This window comes from Pseudomonas taiwanensis (assembly GCF_013393345.1).
In the GTDB taxonomy this organism is placed as follows: domain Bacteria; phylum Pseudomonadota; class Gammaproteobacteria; order Pseudomonadales; family Pseudomonadaceae; genus Metapseudomonas; species Metapseudomonas resinovorans_C.
The window spans coordinates 96,368-112,552 of the sequence record NZ_QJRF01000040.1 but is presented as its reverse complement, the minus strand read 5'-3'; the positions used below and the strand labels follow the sequence as shown (position 1 = coordinate 112,552).

General features: G+C 64.4%; 14 protein-coding genes and 1 pseudogene. 8 read left to right on the top strand and 7 right to left on the bottom strand.

Annotated elements, in window-relative coordinates:
• Positions 1 to 23: 23 nt before the first annotated feature.
• Positions 24 to 203 (top strand): hypothetical protein, encoded by a 180-nt coding sequence (locus DM872_RS06505; protein ID WP_179058690.1) that lies wholly within the window; start codon positions 24 to 26, stop codon positions 201 to 203.
• Positions 204 to 227: 24 nt separating this feature from the next.
• Here DM872_RS06505 and DM872_RS06500 read toward each other — a convergent pair whose 3' ends face one another.
• A complete protein-coding gene (locus DM872_RS06500) occupies positions 228 to 578 on the bottom strand; it encodes a DUF3509 domain-containing protein (RefSeq protein ID WP_179058689.1) in 351 nt (116 codons plus the stop codon).
• 250 nt (positions 579 to 828) lie between these two features.
• On the opposite strand from DM872_RS06500, the gene DM872_RS06495 reads away from it, so the two are divergent.
• Complete coding sequence (locus DM872_RS06495) at positions 829 to 1,902, top strand: flavodoxin family protein (RefSeq protein WP_179058688.1); 1,074 nt, start codon at positions 829 to 831, stop codon at positions 1,900 to 1,902.
• Between the two features lie 132 nt (positions 1,903 to 2,034).
• On the opposite strand, the gene katE is transcribed toward DM872_RS06495, so the two are convergent.
• Together katE and DM872_RS06485 are read right to left on the bottom strand one after the other, a co-directional pair.
• The gene (katE, locus tag DM872_RS06490) at positions 2,035 to 4,185 is read right to left on the bottom strand and encodes a catalase HPII (protein WP_179058687.1); all 2,151 of its coding nucleotides are present in this window, start codon (positions 4,183 to 4,185) and stop codon (positions 2,035 to 2,037) included.
• A 102-nt stretch (positions 4,186 to 4,287) separates the two neighbouring features.
• A complete protein-coding gene (locus DM872_RS06485) occupies positions 4,288 to 4,749 on the bottom strand; it encodes a PA2169 family four-helix-bundle protein (protein WP_179058686.1) in 462 nt (153 codons plus the stop codon).
• A 566-nt stretch (positions 4,750 to 5,315) separates the two neighbouring features.
• On the opposite strand from DM872_RS06485, the pseudogene DM872_RS06480 reads away from it, so the two are divergent.
• Positions 5,316 to 5,408: pseudogene (locus DM872_RS06480) on the top strand (CBS domain-containing protein); the annotation flags it as partial.
• Between the two features lie 38 nt (positions 5,409 to 5,446).
• Here DM872_RS06480 and galU read toward each other — a convergent pair.
• The 4 genes from galU to DM872_RS06460 form a co-directional block, all read right to left on the bottom strand.
• A complete protein-coding gene (gene galU, locus DM872_RS06475) occupies positions 5,447 to 6,328 on the bottom strand; it encodes a UTP--glucose-1-phosphate uridylyltransferase GalU (RefSeq protein WP_179058685.1) in 882 nt (293 codons plus the stop codon).
• A 124-nt stretch (positions 6,329 to 6,452) separates the two neighbouring features.
• Positions 6,453 to 6,623, bottom strand: coding sequence for a general stress protein (locus DM872_RS06470; protein WP_179058684.1), 171 nt, complete (start codon positions 6,621 to 6,623; stop codon positions 6,453 to 6,455).
• A 16-nt stretch (positions 6,624 to 6,639) separates the two neighbouring features.
• On the bottom strand, positions 6,640 to 6,981 hold the full coding sequence (locus DM872_RS06465) for a hypothetical protein (protein ID WP_179058683.1): 342 nt from the start codon (positions 6,979 to 6,981) through the stop codon (positions 6,640 to 6,642).
• 4 nt (positions 6,982 to 6,985) lie between these two features.
• Positions 6,986 to 7,468: a CinA family protein gene (locus tag DM872_RS06460; RefSeq protein ID WP_179058682.1), complete on the bottom strand. Its 483-nt coding sequence runs from the start codon at positions 7,466 to 7,468 to the stop codon at positions 6,986 to 6,988.
• 291 nt (positions 7,469 to 7,759) lie between these two features.
• Between DM872_RS06460 and glgA the strand changes: the two genes are divergently transcribed.
• From glgA to DM872_RS06435, 5 genes are read left to right on the top strand one after another with little or no spacing between them, the layout of a single operon-like run.
• Positions 7,760 to 9,298 carry a glycogen synthase GlgA gene (gene glgA, locus DM872_RS06455; protein ID WP_179058681.1) on the top strand — a complete coding sequence of 513 codons (1,539 nt, stop codon included), beginning with the start codon at positions 7,760 to 7,762 and terminating at the stop codon, positions 9,296 to 9,298.
• Positions 9,295 to 11,058: a malto-oligosyltrehalose trehalohydrolase gene (gene treZ / locus DM872_RS06450; RefSeq protein WP_179058680.1), complete on the top strand. Its 1,764-nt coding sequence runs from the start codon at positions 9,295 to 9,297 to the stop codon at positions 11,056 to 11,058. The genes glgA and treZ overlap by 4 nt, the downstream gene beginning before the upstream one ends.
• Positions 11,055 to 13,127, top strand: a complete 2,073-nt coding sequence (malQ, locus tag DM872_RS06445) for a 4-alpha-glucanotransferase (protein WP_179058679.1) — start codon at positions 11,055 to 11,057, stop codon at positions 13,125 to 13,127. Before treZ ends, malQ begins: the two co-directional genes overlap by 4 nt.
• Positions 13,120 to 15,918, top strand: a complete 2,799-nt coding sequence (locus DM872_RS06440) for a malto-oligosyltrehalose synthase (RefSeq protein WP_179058678.1) — start codon at positions 13,120 to 13,122, stop codon at positions 15,916 to 15,918. The genes malQ and DM872_RS06440 overlap by 8 nt, the downstream gene beginning before the upstream one ends.
• Entirely contained in the window at positions 15,915 to 16,178 is a 264-nt protein-coding gene (locus tag DM872_RS06435; protein WP_179058677.1) for a DUF2934 domain-containing protein, read from the top strand. Before DM872_RS06440 ends, DM872_RS06435 begins: the two co-directional genes overlap by 4 nt.
• The last annotated feature ends 7 nt before the right edge of the window (positions 16,179 to 16,185 follow it).

Below are 16,185 nucleotides of genomic sequence, written 5' to 3'. Positions count from 1 at the left end.
CTCCACGTGAGAGGAGAAAGATCATGGGTACCGAAGAACGACCGCTCCCCGAGCAACCCGTCATCGACGACCCGGGCAACGAAGACCCCGGCTCCCAGATCGAGCGGGAAGAGCCACCCGCTATTACGCCGGACAGCCCGCCTCGCGAGGAGCCTGACCCGCGCATCCCGCCCCGTGAAAAAGAACGCCACGATCGGGTCTGACCGTGGCGTTCTCGTCTGCCGGTATTATCTCGCGGCCAGGCGCCGCTCGTGCTCCACCTTGCGGCGTGCAACCAGTGTCTTGGCGGCGGTCACGTGGAGCCCGCCGCCATAGTAGGTCGGCAGCTCACGCGACACCCAGTCGACGCCGCGCGCATGCCAGATAGCTTCGCCATTGGTCAGCTTCATCTCGCGCAGCAGCTCCCGGATGATCGCTCGGGCACAGTCTTCGTCGTGGAGCGCATGGCCGCTGATCGCCTTGCGCAGCGGTTGGCCGGTTTCACCTTCGAGTACGAGCAGCAATGTCCCGTCTGGACGGGGCTTGAGGTCGACGTGGAACTGCGGAAAGGCCTCGGTGAATACATCCAGGGAGTTCATTTTGGGGAATCCTGAGGGGGTGGTGGTTCCCTTATTCAGCATCAACCGTGCCGCTCCCCCGCCTGCAGCGAAGGCCGCGAAACCAACCTTCGGCCGAAGCGAATGGCCCCTAGCCAGCAGCGAATTGCATGATCAGTCGCCCAGCGCCTTGCATCCTGCATGAGCGGAAAGACTCGCCGTCCGCAAGGTTGAACCCTGGCCAAGCAGCGCGATTCGGAATAGGAGAACCGGACGCCACGAGGTGATCGCCATGGGCATTCAGCCACGCAAAGGCCAGGCAACTGGACGCGTCTCCCCGGAAGTCTTCCGCCAACGTTTCAGGGAATCCTTTTCCGATCCTGCCTTCTTCGTGGAACGGGAAGCGCTGGAGCGCATCGAAGCCATCGCATGGGAGGCCTATCAGGACGGCCGCAAGGCGCCCCGGACGCACCCAGCCGGCAGTGGATACGCCGACCCGGACTACTTGCTGTCGGATGAATGGAGAGCCACCCGCGAGGCCCTGGAGCGCGCCGAACACCGGCAGAAAGACCCGTCCACGCCCTCGCGGGTTCTCGTGATAATTGGCTCTTCGCGCAACGACGGGACCTGTCCCGGCGAGATTTCCAAGTCCTGGCGGCTGGCACGTATCGCCGCCGATGAACTGGCCAGGGGCAAGGTGGAAACCGACCTCCTCGATCTCAGCCGGATCACCTCCGAGTACCGCTTGCACATTCATCCGTGCAAGGGCTGCGTCTCCACGGCCATGCCCCTTTGCCACTGGCCGTGCAGCTGCTACCCCAACCCCGCGCTGGGCCAGACCAATGACTGGATGGCGGAAATCTACGAGCGCTGGGTGGCGGCCCACGCGGTGATCATCATCACGCCGGTGTACTGGTATCAGTCACCCAGCCCGTTGAAGCTGATGATCGACCGCCTGGTCTGCGCCGATGGTGGTAACCCCGATCCCACCTCCACCGGAGGCAAGGACGCCGCATTGGCCAAGCAGGTCGAACTCGATGGCTGGCACTATCCCAAACACCTTGAGGGCCGCGTATATGGCCTGGTGGTCCATGGTGACGTCGCAGGCATCGAAGAGTCGCGCCGCGCCCTTTCCGACTGGCTCGACTGGATGGGCTTCCACGATGCGGGCTTCAACGCCAGGCTCGAACGCTACATCGGGTACTACAAGCCCTACGCAACCAGCCACGAGGAATTGGACAGCGACATGGCCCTGCAACAGGAAGTGCGCATCGTCGCCCAGGCGGTCAGCCGCACGGTGACGGATGCCAGGGCCGGCCGGCTGGCCAGCCCGCGCCAGGGATTGCAGGCGCCGCGGCCGAAGTGAGCGGGGGCCAGTCGGCGCACGTTGGCCCGGGCTCCACAACCTGTAGGAGCGAGCTCTGCTCGCGAACAGTTCCGAGCTCGGTCCTTCGCGAGCAAGCTCGCTCCTACAAGGACAAAAGCCAATCGGTGCATGTCACGCCGGTATCTTCCTGGCCCAGGGTTCCCTCGCCCAACTGCGGTGCGCACGCATGGCCACGAAGAAGCTGGCGATCAGCGGATCGAGGTCATCCCCGGCGCTGATGCCGTCGTCCTCCTTCAGCCCGAGGTCTTGCACCAGTCGCGTCGCCGCGCCGCTCAACGCAATGGGCTTGAGGTGCTTGTAGGCCTCCAGCAGGTAATGCACGGCATCGCCACTGCTCTCCAGTGCCTTCACGGCATCCGGCCCGCAGGGAACGAACACGGCGTCCACCGTGATCGACGGTGATCCCGTAAAGGTCGCTTCCGGTTGCAACCAACCCCCACCTGCGCCCTGGATACGGGCGAGCGATGGGCCAATCAGTTTCGGGATGGCGTACTGGCTCTTCAGCTCTTTGACGGCCGTGGTCACATCCGATTCCTTGCAGCCTGGCGCCACCAGGATCGCCACGCGGCGCCCCTTGATATCCAGCGGAAGCAGATTGGCCTGGCTGAGGGCCGGCGAGGTTGACTTGCCATCTGCCTGGGCCGCGCTCGGCTTCACTCCGGCGAGGTCGATCCCGAGGTTTTCTGCCACGCGCTGCGCCAGGGCCGGGTCGATGTTGACGAGGATTTCCTTCACCTGGCGCTCGCGAATATGCACGCGCTCGACCTTCGCCAGCTCGAAGCTGTAGGCGGCCACGATGTGGTCCTGCTCCGGGCCACTCATGCTCCGCCAGAACAGGCCAGCCTGGGAGAAATGGTCGTCGAAGCTGCTGGAACGCACGCGAACCTTGGTCCCGGTCATGGGCTCGTGATACGAGGAAAAGCCCCCTTGCCGGGCTGCCGGCGCGGTTTCACGCGGCCAGTTGTTATCGATGGAATTCGGTTCGTAGGGTGCCCGCCCGCGATTGATCTGCTGGCGATGAGGCGCATCGCGCTGGTTGTTATGGAAAGGACACAGCGGCTGGTTGATGGGGATTTCATTGAAGTTGGGCCCGCCGAGACGCAACAGCTGGGTGTCGGTATAGGAGAACAGGCGGCCTTGCATGAGCGGGTCGTTGCTGAAATCGATGCCGGGAACGATGTTGCCGACATGGAAGGCGGCCTGCTCGGTTTCAGCGAAGAAATTGTCCGGGTTGCGGTCCAGCACCAGGCGCCCTACCACGCGTACCGGCACCAGTTCCTCGGGCACCAGCTTGGTCGGATCGAGCAGGTCGAAGCCGTACTTCAACTGGTCCTCTTCTTCCATGACCTGCAGCCCCAGTTCCCATTCCGGGTAGAGGCCGTTTTCAATGTCATCCCAGAGCCCGCGACGGTGGAAGTCCGGGTCCTTGCCGGAGAGCTTTTGCGCTTCGTCCCACACCAGCGAACAGACACCCGCCTTGGGTCGCCAGTGAAACTTCACCAGGCGGGTCACGCCTTTGGCGTTGACCAGTCGGAAGCTGTGCACCCCGAACCCCTGCATGGCGCGAAAACCTACGGGGATGGCTCGGTCGGACATGGTCCAGAGCACCATGTGCGCCGACTCGGGCTGTAGCGAGACGAAATCCCAGAAGGTGTCGTGGGCGGACCCTCCGGTGGGGATTTCATTGTGCGCCTCGGGCTTCACCGCATGGACGAAGTCCGGGAACTTGATGGCGTCCTGGATGAAGAATACCGGCATGTTATTGCCCACCAGGTCGAAGTTGCCTTCATCGGTGTAGAACTTCACCGCGAAGCCGCGTACATCGCGCACGGTATCAGCGGAGCCGCGCGGTCCCTGCACGGTGGAAAAGCGCACGAACACCGGGGTGCGCTTGCCCGGCTGACTGAGAAAATCGGCCTTGGTCAGGTCATCGACTTGTTCCGTCACTTCGAAGTAGCCATGCGCGGCGGCCCCCCTGGCATGCACCACCCGTTCTGGAATTCGCTCGTGATCGAAGTGGGTGATCTTCTCCCGCATGATGAAGTCTTCCAGCAGCGTCGGGCCGCGCTCGCCCGCCTTAAGGCTGTTCTGGTTGTCGGCAATGCGGGTGCCGGTGTTGGTGGTCAGTGCCTCGTCGGTGGCGTCTTCGCGGAAGGTTTCCAGCCGGTCGAGCTTGGCGTTGCTGTTGCGGCGGTCGAGGGTGTCGGTGCCGGCGAGTTCACTGGGTCGGCCCTTCTTCGGACCATTCTGTTTCTCTTTCATGGGACTGCTCCATTGATCGAATGGGGAAGGAACGCCGAGGGGCGCACAAGTGTTGTGAGGTCGCCAGTCCCGTCATGGTTCGAACTCTTTTCCCGTATCGAATCAGCGCTGCTGCGCTCGCGACCATTGCGCCAGGAGAACGCGCAGTTGCGCCTGGCGATCGAGCAGTCGGTGGTACTGGTCGGTCAGCTCGTGCCGCAGGGGTGGTGCGAGCTGTTCCCGCAGTACCGTTTCGAAGCGCTGGCGAACCGACGCTTCGATTCGCAGGCCCTCATCCAGCAGCGCCTGGTCATTGCCAGTTCCAAACAGCGTCCTGAACCCTCCCCAACGGCGATGGACCTCACTCTGGAGGCTGGGATGCAGCGCAGGCCGCCCACCGTGGGCCTTGATCTGGTCGCGCAAGTTCTCGCGAATGACCGTCCACTCCAGTGCGCGGCTGGCGAACAGTTGGCGGAGGTCCGAGTTATGGCATTCGCGGGAAAAATCTCCGTACTCCAGTCGCCCACCTTCGCAGGCGACCAATAGCTGGTTCAGCAGGTCGATGGTCTTGTTCAGCGTTGGCATGGAATGGCTCCCTTTCCTCGGTTCTATTCCTGTCGACTGGTGTGGAGGCTGGGGATTCAATCTGATTTTCATTTGCGTCATTGGTGCAGGCCTGACACTACCCTCACCCCCGGCCCCTCTTCCAAAGGGCGAGGGGTGACTCGCGCTGGTGAGGGATAAGTCATCCTGAAACACGCGGCTGACTGAACGCAGGCACGGAAAGCCCCCTGGGAGAGGGTTGGGTGAGGGCTGACGCCGGCTGTCACGATGCTTTGCCACTTCGCGAATGAATTCGCTCCTAGAGGGCAGGACTGCGTCCTGCTTAGCGATTGAAATCGCCCCCACAGGACTGTGCCGAAGGTGGGCTGGGAGTCACCCCTCTCCTCTTCAGGGAGAGGGGCCCGGGGGAGAGGGTTGCCAATGGCTGGCACCGTGCTCGCCATTTCGCGAATGAGTTCGCTCCTACAGGGCAGGACTGCGTCCTGCTTGGCGATTGAAATCGCCCCCACAGGACTGTGCCGAAGGTGGGCTGGGAGTCACCCCTCTCCTCTTCAGGGAGAGGGGCCGGGGGAGAGGGTTGCCAATGGCTGGTCGGGATTATCTCGCTGGCCAACTTTGCCACCTGCAACGCTGACAAGGTCAGCGCCAACCTGCTGCGCGGCATTGCGCGCATGCATTGAGGCAAGAAGCCAGGACCGCTCGGTCCTGGCTTTCCATGTCAGGCCACCACCTTCAGCTGTTGCTCCAGCGCTTGCGAAAGCCGCGCCGCCTGGGCGGGCTTGTAGAAGTGCTCGAAGCAGAAATTCGTCGCCTCGACATAGCCCTGGGCCGAACCGCAATCGAAGCGTTGCCCCTGGAAGCGATAAGCCAGCACGCAGCCACGGCTGGCCTGCTTCATCAAGGCATCGGTGATCTGGATCTCGCCACCCGCGCCCGGCGGGGTTGCCGCGATCAGGTCGAAGATATCCGGCGTCAGAATGTAGCGGCCGATGATGGCCAGGTTGGAAGGCGCATCTTCCGGACGCGGTTTCTCCACCATCCGGTCGACACGCAGCAGGCCTTCACGCATGCACTCGCCGGCGACGATGCCGTATTTGCCGGTTTCCCCCGCCGGCACTTCCTGGATGGCCACGATGGAGCAGCGGAACTGGTTGTAGAGCTGGACCATCTGGGTCAGCACGCCGTCCCCGCCGGGGTTCAGGCACAGGTCGTCTGCCAGCACCACGGCAAATGGCGCATCGCCGATCAGTGGGCGGCCGCTGAGAATGGCATGGCCAAGGCCCTTCATGTGGGTCTGGCGGGTGTAGGAGAACGAACATTCGTCAATCAGGCGTCGGATGCCATCCAGGGCTTTTTCCTTGTCGGTGTTGCAGATCTCGTTCTCCAGCTCGTAGCTGATGTCGAAATGGTCTTCCAAAGCGCGCTTGCCTCGTCCGGTGACCATGGAGATCTGCGTCAGGCCAGCGTCCAGTGCTTCCTGTACGCCGTACTGGATCAGCGGCGTGTCCACCACCGGGAGCATTTCCTTGGGCATGGACTTGGTTGCCGGAAGGAAGCGGGTACCGTAGCCAGCGGCAGGGAAGAGGCACTTCTTGATCATGGTGTCAGCTCCATTACTGATGTGGGCATCAGAATGCTGACTAGCCGGTCACGAGGGGGTTCAAGGAATATTTTCAATGGTAGGCAACTGCGCCCCGCCCTAGGGGCAGGACGCAATCAGTCGCTCAGGGGCGGTTGCCTCCATGGCTATGCTGGCCCTCTTTGCGCGCTTTTTCGGCGCGGTTGGTGTCGCTGCCGACATTACCGCCCGTCGTACGACCGGTCTGCGGGTCTCCGCCGCTGGAGATGGTCTGGGGTGCGTCGGGATACGGATGCTTTCGGTGGTGCTTGCTCATGAGGATTTCCTCCCGTTTATGGTGATGGGGCAAGGGGCGCTGGGCGTCGGTCGAGCAGCCGCGCGCATTCCTCGCAGGTTTTTCGGCAATCCTGGCACTCGGCCGTCGGGTGGCGCGCGCACTCGGTCGCGCAGAGTCGGCACATGGCGGCGCAGAAGGGGCCGTAGCTCTCGGTGTAGCGACTGTCATGCTCCATCAGGTCGAGCATCTGCCGGCAGGTATCCATGCATTCGCCGCAGAGATCGCGGCAGCGACGGATGGCCCGGCGCTCCGCTTCGTTCTCCACCAGCAGGAAACGGGTGATACACACCGAACAGGTGACGATGCAGCGGCTGCAGGCTTCGCGGCGAGGTTCCATGGCGTCAGGTCCGGCGCAGGCGTTCGTAGTAATAAGGAATATTCAGTAACGCGTGCCGGGCAGCGGCCTCGCGCACTTCGTTGCGTTCCCCATCGAAACGCACGGTTTCACTCACCACCCCTTCGTGATCCTCCAGCCGCATGGCGCAGGCGAAGCACTGCACGCCATCCATCTCGCCATCGGCCTCCGCCAGGCCGGTATTGGCCAGCGCAATATCGGCACGACTCGCGTGCAGGGCGCCGATGGCCATCTCCCGCGTTACTTCCTCGCTGGTGAGGCCGAATTGTTCGATGGTCCGTGGGTTCACCCCCAGAAGACGCTCCTTGGCCTCGGGCGCGTAGACCACGAAGCCGCACACGAGCACCGATCCGCTGCCGGACACCTCCGCCAGCATGGAAGCCATCAGACCCGCGGTGCAGGACTCGGCGGTTGCCAGGCGCAGCCCGTACCGGTCCAGGAAACTCACGACTTCGTCTATTTCAACCATGGTTCCGCTCTCTCTTTGCCCGGCGCTCATGCCCTTATGGAATGACCCCCATAGGCAAAGTTCAGGTTTCCCTCCAAACGGCGGCGAGGTGAGAAATAAGTCGAACCTAAGCAAATCCAGCCAGTCAGCAAAAAGTGTGGGACCCAGTCCAGGGCAACCACTCACAGATGGCAGCAGGGCTTGCGAAGAGCCCGGACAAAAGGAAATCAGACGTGCGCGTCCGGGCTCGGCGGGAAACCTGCCAGCCAAGGGCATCGCCAAAACATGGTCCACGACGAATCGGAGCACATTATGGGAACTGCTGTAGCCACGGCCCAGGTCGACGAAGCTGTTTGCATCGAACCCAGGCCCAGGGCCGAATTGCATCTGGGCAGCTTGCAGGCGACCAAGAAGCGCATCCTCTTCGTCACATCGGAGCTGGCCGACCTGGTCAAGGTCGGCGGGCTGGGCGATGTCTCGGCAGCGTTGCCGAAGGCATTGTCCGCCCACCACGACATGCGCGTGCTGCTGCCCGGCTATCGACAGGTACTGGAAAGTGGCTATCCCATTCGCATGATCGGCCAGGTGAACGGCCTGGCCGCCCTGCCCCCTTGCCGCATTGGCCGCATGGACCTGCCCGACGGCCTCATCGTCTATCTGCTGATCTGCCCTGAACTCTATGAACGGGAAGGGACGCCCTACGGCGATGGCCACGGCCACGACTGGCCGGACAACCACATCCGCTTTGCCCGCCTCGGTCTGGCGGCCGCGCAGATCGCCGACGGCACCGCGTGCATCAGTTGGTGCCCGGAACTGGTCCATGCCAACGACTGGCCGGCCGCCCTGGCACCCGCCTACATGGCTTGGCACGGCGTGGACACGCCGCGTGTATTCACTATCCACAACCTCGCCTATCAGGGCCTGTGCGAAATGAAATGCAGTGCGGAACTCGGCATCCCCGCCGAAGCCCTCACCTCCGAGGCCCTGGAGTTCTACGGCAAGCTGTCCTTCCTCAAGGGGGGCATCGCTTACTCGAACCATGTGACCACCGTCAGCGAAACCTATGCCCAGGAAATCACCACGCCGCTGTTCGGCTGCGGGCTGGAAGGCATGTTGCAGGCCAAGGTCAACGACGGCCAGCTGAGCGGGATCATCAACGGCATCGACGAAAGCTGGGAGCCGCGCAGCGACCCCCACCTCGTGCAGGGTTTCAGCGCCGGCCGCTGGCAAGGCAAGGAAGCCAACGCGCGCCATGTACGAGAGCGCTTCAACCTGGAAATGCACGACGGCCCATTGTTTGCCGTGATCTCCCGCCTGGTGCAGCAGAAAGGCATCGACCTCACCCACGATGTGGCCGGGCATATCGTCGAAGCCGGTGGCAGCATCGTTGTGATCGGCCAGGGCGAACCGGAGCTGGAACAGGCGATGGTCGACCTGGGCGAGAGCTATCCCGGCCGTATCGGCGTGAGCATCGGCTTCGATGAAACCGTGGCGCGGCGTATGTTCGCCGGCAGCGACTTCCTGCTCATGCCCTCGCGTTTCGAGCCGTGTGGCCTCAGCCAGATGTACGCCCAGTGCTTCGGCTCGCTGCCCATCGCGCATCGCACAGGCGGTTTGGCGGACACCATCGAGGACGGCGTCACCGGATTCCATTTCGAGGATGAAACCGTGGACAGCTACCGGGATGCCATCGATCGTGCCCTGGCGGTGTACCGGCATCCCGCGTTGCTGGACGCCATGCGCACCCATGCCATGGATTCGCCCCTCTATTGGGGCCGTACGATCTGGCCCTATGACGAGCTGTACCAGCGGCTGGTGGACGGCCCGTGCGAGGCAGGGGACGCGCTGTGATCACCGACCCGCTCCATGGAGCCCGTCTGATCGGCCCGCACACCACCCGATTCGCGCTCTGGGCTCCAGATTGCCGCAGCGTGGCGGTGGAGCTGATGCATGGTTCCCTGCACCCGCTGGCGGAGCAACCCGGAGGCTGGTTTGGTGGCGAACTGGCGTGCGGCGCGGATACCGGATACCGCTATGTCGTTGACGGCGAGCGCCGGGTCCCGGACCCGGCCTCGCGCAAACAGGCCGGAGACATCCACGGCTTCAGCATGGTGGTCGATCCCGCAGCCTACTCCTGGCGCATGACGGACTGGCGCGGGCGTCCCTGGCACGAGGCGGTGATCTACGAGCTGCACGTCGGGCTGCTGGGAGGCTTCGCGGAAGTGGAAGCCTACCTGCCGACCCTGGCTGAGCTGGGTGTCACGGCAGTGGAACTCATGCCCCTCGGTGAATTTCCGGGTAAGCGCAATTGGGGCTACGACGGCGTCCTGCCCTTCGCTCCGGATTCCTCCTACGGGACGCCGGATGAGTTGCGCAGCCTGATCGACCGTGCCCATGAACTGGGGCTGATGGTGCTGGTGGATGTGGTCTACAACCACTTCGGGCCTGAAGGGAATTACCTCGGCCATTACGCGTCGGACTTCTTCCGCGCCGACCGCCAGACTCCCTGGGGCGATGCCATCGATTTCCGCCGGCCCGAGGTCAGCGAGTATTTCATCGAGAACGCCTTGATGTGGCTCCAGGACTATCGCGTGGATGGCCTGCGCATTGACGCGGTGCATGCCATTCGTGACACGGCGTTCATGCTGGAACTTGCCAACCGTGTGCGAACGACCCTCCCGCGCAACCGTCATGTGCATCTCGTGCTGGAAAACGAGTTCAACCAGTCCAGCCTGCTGGAGCACGGCTTCGATGCCCAGTGGAACGATGACGCGCACAATGCCCTGCACGTCCTGCTCACCGGCGAACGGCACGGCTACTACGCGGATTTCGCCGAGGCGCCGGCCCTCAAGCTGGCCACCTGCCTGGGGGAAGGCTTCGCCTTCCAGGGCCAATCCGACCGCAATGGTTTCGCCCGTGGCGAGCCCAGCGCCCACCTGCCGCCCAGCGCCTTCGTTTTCTTCCTGCAGAACCACGATCAGGTCGGTAATCGCGCCTACGGTGAACGGCTGCCGGCACTCGCCGACCTGGATGCGCTGAAGGCCGCTGCCGTGCTGTTGCTGCTCTCGCCGATGATTCCGCTGCTGTTCATGGGCGAGGAATGGGGCTCGACGCAACCCTTTCTCTACTTCACCGATCACCCTGAAGCGTTAGGGGCCGCGGTTCGTGAAGGCCGGCGTAACGAGTTCGCGGCATTTCCAGCCTTTAGCGACCCCGCCTTGCGCGAGAACATCCCCGACCCCAACGCTGCCCACACCTTCAATCGCTGCCTGCCCGATCTCGACCTGGCCAATCAGCTGCGGCACCGCGAATACCTGGCCTTCTATCGAAACCTGCTCAGCCTGCGCCACGCCAGCATCATCCCTCGGCTGCACGGCTCCCGCGCCCTGGAGTCCGGTGTACTGGGTTCCGATGCGGTATGCGCTGCATGGCAGATGGGCGACGGCAGCCGCCTGGACATCCTGATCAACCTTGGGGAATCCCCGGTCGCCCTGGAACCCGTGAATGACAACGCGGAGATTCTTTTCACCCATCGAGTCCAAGGTGTCGACCTGGCCGAAGGCCGCTTGCCGCCCCGAAGCGCCCTGGCACTGCTGGAACCGGCGCCATGAGCGACGTGCAACTGGCGGAACTGGCCAACGCCGCCGGTCTGCAACTGGACTGGGTGGATGCCAATGGCCAGCCGCAGCGAGTCAGTTCCGAAGTCCAGCGTGGCCTCCTGGAAGCCATGGGCTACGCGGCGCATTCCCCCCAGCAGATAGCCGGCAGCCTGGCCGGTGTGCGCGAGCGCCAGCAGGCCGCCCGCCTCGGCCCGCTGATCGTGCTCGACCAGGGCGAACGGTTGTCCCTGGCCGGAATCGGGCGTCCCGGTCAGGGCTACCAGCTGCGTCTGGACGATGGCCGGCTGCGCGAAGGACGGCTCGATGCGGACTGCGGTCTGAGCGCCCCCGACGCCTGCGGCTACCACCCGTTGCTGATCGGCGACAGTGAACTCTGCCTTGCCGTCGCCCCACCCGCTTGCCCCAGTGTTCGCGAACTGGTCGGCCATGAGCACGCCTGGGGCCTGACCGCCCAGCTCTACGCCCTGCGCCGGGCTGGAGACGGCGGCCTCGGCGACACCCGCGCTGTCGAGAACCTCGCCTGTAGCGCCGGCCACCATGGCGCCGACGCGCTGGCCATCAGCCCGGTACACGCCATGTTCAGCGCCAATGGTGAACAGTACGGCCCCTATTCACCCTCCAGCCGCCTTCACTTCAACGTGCTGCATGCGGCCCCTGCCAGTGTGCTCGGCGATGGCGCACTGGCACGAGCCTTGGCGGCGACCGGTCTGGGTGCCGAGTACGCTCGCCTCGAATCCTTGCCTCTGCTCGACTGGCCGGCGCTTTCCCGGGCGCGGATGGCGGTCCTTCGCCAGCTCTACCAGCAGTTCGACGACGAACACGGTGCGTTGCGCCACGACTTCGAGCGCTTCCGTGAACAGGCGGGTGACGCCCTGCTCCTGCATTGCCGCTTCGAAGCCTTGCACGGACATATGCTGGCCAGCGGTGCTTCGGGGGATTGGCGCTGCTGGCCGGAGCATTTGCGCAATCCCAGCCACTCCGCCGTCCAGCGTTTCGCCCGCGAGCATGCCCGCGAAGTGGAGTTCCATGCCTTTGCCCAATGGCTGGTGGTCCGTGGGCTGGAACGCGCGCAGATCGCCGCCATCGGCGCCGGCATGGGCATCGGGCTGATCGCCGATCTCGCCGTGGGCGCGGACTGTGCGGGCAGCCAGGCCTGGGCGTGCCAGGAACAGCTGCTGGCCAGCGTCACCGTGGGTGCGCCGCCAGACATCCTCAACCGCTCCGGTCAGAACTGGGGCGTCTGGGCGTTCTCACCCCTGGGCCTGAAAGAGCACGGCTACCAGGCATTCATCCAGATGCTGCGGGCCAGCTTCGGCTGCGCCGGCGGGGTGCGGATCGACCACGTCATGGGGCTACAACGACTCTGGGTGATCCCCGAAGGTGCCGACCCTGGAAGCGGCGCCTACTTGAGCTTCCCGCTCCAGGACCTGTTGCGCCTGATCAGCCTGGAGGCCTGGCGCAGCCAGGGCCTGGTGATCGGCGAAGACCTCGGCACGGTTCCCGATGGCCTACGGCAAGAGCTCGCACGGCGTAATGTCCTGGGCATGCGCGTGCTGTTGTTCGAGCATGCCGACGGTGCCTTCGCCCCGCCCTGCGACTGGCCCCATGACGCCCTGGCGACGACCACGACCCATGACCTGCCGACCCTGCAGGGCTGGTTCCAGGGCCAGGACATCAACTGGCGTCTGAAAGCCGGCCACAGCGACCTCGAGACCACCCGCAACGACTTCGAGCTTCGCCAGCAAGAATGCAAGGCCCTGACGGCCGCATTGCGGGTGGAGGGCCATCTTTCGCCCCATGAGCACGACATCGAGCATTGCGTGCAGGCCTGCATCGGCTATGTCGCGGAGACACCCGCGCCGCTGGTGCTCGTGCCGCTGGAGGACCTGCTGGGAGAGTCCGAGCAGCCCAACCTGCCGGGCCCCGGTGATCTGCATCCCAACTGGCGGCGCCGCTTGCCGGTGGCGGCCGCCGAATTGCTCGAACTGCCGGTAGCGCGCCAGCACCTCGGCTGCCTGGTGGAAGGTCGCGAACAGCGACTGGGGGTGCCGGATGGATGAAGTACGTGCCACCTTGCGCTTGCAGTTCCATCGCGGCTTCACCCTCGACGACGCGATACCCCTGGTGCCCTACTTCGCCGAACTGGGCATCAGTCATCTTTATTGTTCGCCGCTGTTCACCGCCCGCCCCGGTTCCAGTCACGGCTACGACGTGGTCGACCCGACGACGATCAATCCCGAACTGGGTGGCGAGTCCGCCCTGGAACGGCTGGTGGAAGCGCTGCGTCGCCAACGCATGGGCCTGATCCTCGATCTCGTACCGAACCACATGGCCGTGGGCGGCGACCGAAATCCCTGGTGGCTGGATGTCCTGGAATGGGGCCAGGCGAGCCCCTATGCGAACTTCTTCGATATCCAGTGGCAATCCTCCGACCCGCTGCTGGATGGTCAGCTACTGGCGCCTTTTCTCGCCAACGACTATGCCGAGGTGCTGTCCGCAGGCGGATTGCAGCTGGGGTATTACAGCGAGCGTGGCGGCTTCGCCGTTCGCCATTTCGATCACCTCTTCCCGCTCTCGCCCCCCACCTGGGGCGAAATCCTGCGCAGCACTGGCGACCCCGACCTCTCCGCCCTGGCGCAGGACTTCGACCGGCTGAAGGACGCGCCCTCCCCTCGCGACCGGGCGCAGGCCTTGAAAGAAGAGCTTGCGCGCCTGGTCGCCGAGCCTGGCAAAGCAGCAGCGCTGGACCTGGGCATGGATCAGTATCGGGGCGACAACGAGGCCGGCATGCAGCGTTTGCACGAACTGCTGGAACGCCAGACCTATCGCGTCGCCAGCTGGCGAACCGCGGCGGATGACATCAACTGGCGGCGCTTCTTCGACATCAATGAACTGGGCGGCTTGCGGGTGGAGCGCGCCGAGGTGTTCGAGGCGACCCACGCCAAACTCTTCGAGCTGGTCGCACGCGGGCTGGTGGACGGTCTGCGCATCGACCACGTGGATGGCCTGGCCGACCCGCGTGGTTACTGCCGCCGCTTGCGCCGTCGCGTCGAGCACCTGCTGGATGCCCTGCCCCGGCGCCCGCCTTTCCCCATCTACGTGGAAAAGATCCTAGGTCATGGCGAGCACCTCCCGCTGATCTGGGGCGTCGATGGGACCACGGGCTACGACTTCATGAATGAAGTGTCCCTGCTGCAGCACGACCCGATGGGAGAACTGCGCCTGTGTGCGCTCTGGACCGCCATCAGCGGCCGCAGCGGGAACTTCCCCGAAGAATCCCAGGAGGCACGCCGACTGCTGCTGACCAGTTCCCTGGCCGGCGATGTGGAAACGGTAGCCCAGGGCCTGCTGCAGATTGCCCGAGGCGAACTGGCGAGCCGCGACCTCACCCTCGGCGCCATCCGCCGGGCTCTGGTGGAGCTGGTGGCGCACTTCCCCGTCTATCGGACCTACGCCGGTGCCTGCGGGCGTTCCTACGAGGACGAGGGTGTGTTCCAGCGCGCCCTCAACGGTGCCCGTACCAGCCTGTCACCGGCTGACTGGCCGTTGCTCGACTACCTCGACCGCTGGCTCGGTGCTGAGGCGCTGCGCGATATCCCACCCGGTCCCAAGCGTCGTCTGCGGCGCCAGGTCCTGCAGCGCTTCCAGCAGCTGACATCGCCGGCTGCGGCCAAGGCCGTGGAAGACACCGCCTGCTACCGCTCGATTGTGTTGCTTTCGCGCAACGACGTCGGCTTCGGCCCGGAGCATTTCAGCGCCCCCCTGACGGAGTTCCATTGCGCTTGCCTGGAGCGCGCCGCCCGCTTCCCCAATAACCTGCTGGCCACCGCCACCCATGACCACAAGCGCGGCGAGGATGCGCGCGCCCGGCTTGCGGTACTCAGCGAGCGCTCGGACTGGTTTTTCAAGGCGGTTCAGCGCTGGCGGCGGCTGGCCGATCCGCTGCGCGCTGTCGCCGATGACGAAGAGACCATCGCACCGGCCGACGAACTCGCGCTGTACCAGACCGTGCTGGGCAGTTGGCCACCCGGGCTTTCCCTGACGGATGCCGACGGCATGCAGGGCTATCTCGAACGGTTGCAGCGCTGGCAGGAAAAATTCCTTCGCGAAGCGCGGTTGCGCAGCAGTTGGAGCGCGCCGAACCAGCCCTACGAAGCGGCCTGCCGCGTCTTTCTTGCGCGCCTGCTGGAGAGCCCCGAAGGGCGTCCACTGCGCAAGGACCTGCTCGCTGCCGTTACCGAGCTTGCTCCAGCCGGCGCGCTCAACGGCCTGGTCCAGTGCCTGTTGCGGATGACCACTCCCGGCGTCCCGGACCTCTATCAGGGCACTGAATTCTGGGACTTCAGCCTGGTGGACCCGGACAATCGCCAGGAAGTCGACTTCGCCGCGCGCATCGCCGGTCTGGCTGACCATGGCGCGCCGCAAGAACTGCTTCGGTCCTGGGAAAATGGCCATATCAAGCAGCGATTGGTGGCGACCGTGCTCAACCTGCGCCAGAAGCAGCCGCTGTTGTTCAGCCAGGGCAGCTATGAGCCACTTGAGGTCGAAGGCCCACAGGCCGAACGGGTCCTGGCCTTTGCCCGTTGCCATGAACTGTTTGGAATGGTGGTGGTGGCACCGCGCCTGGCTTCGACACTCCTCGACGGTCCCCTGCCCCAGGTACCGCCGCAGCACTGGGCGGATACCCGCATCAAACTGCCTCGTTCACTGCGCAAGGGGCGCTTGAGTGGCGCATTTTCAAGCCGCGACCTCGTACCCCGGCAAAATTGCCTGGGGGTTGCCGACCTCCTGGCCGACTTCCCCGTCAATCTTCTACTGATCACACCCTCGAACCGGGAGCCGCAACCATGAGCGACGAAGAAGCACGAATCCGCGAACTCGCCTATCAGATCTGGGAGTCGGAAGGTTGCCCTGAGGGCCAGTCGACGCGGCATTGGCAATTGGCCTGCGTCCTCGCCGAAATAGCCCATACGCCCACCCCTGCGGAAGTCGTCCGTACCCGCCGAGTCACCAAGCCCGAGCCGGTCGAGCCCGCCAAAGCCCCGGCACCAAGCAAGCCCAGCGCGCCGAAATCCATCACCAGCAACCCCCCCACCGAACCGAAACCCTGAGACCGGC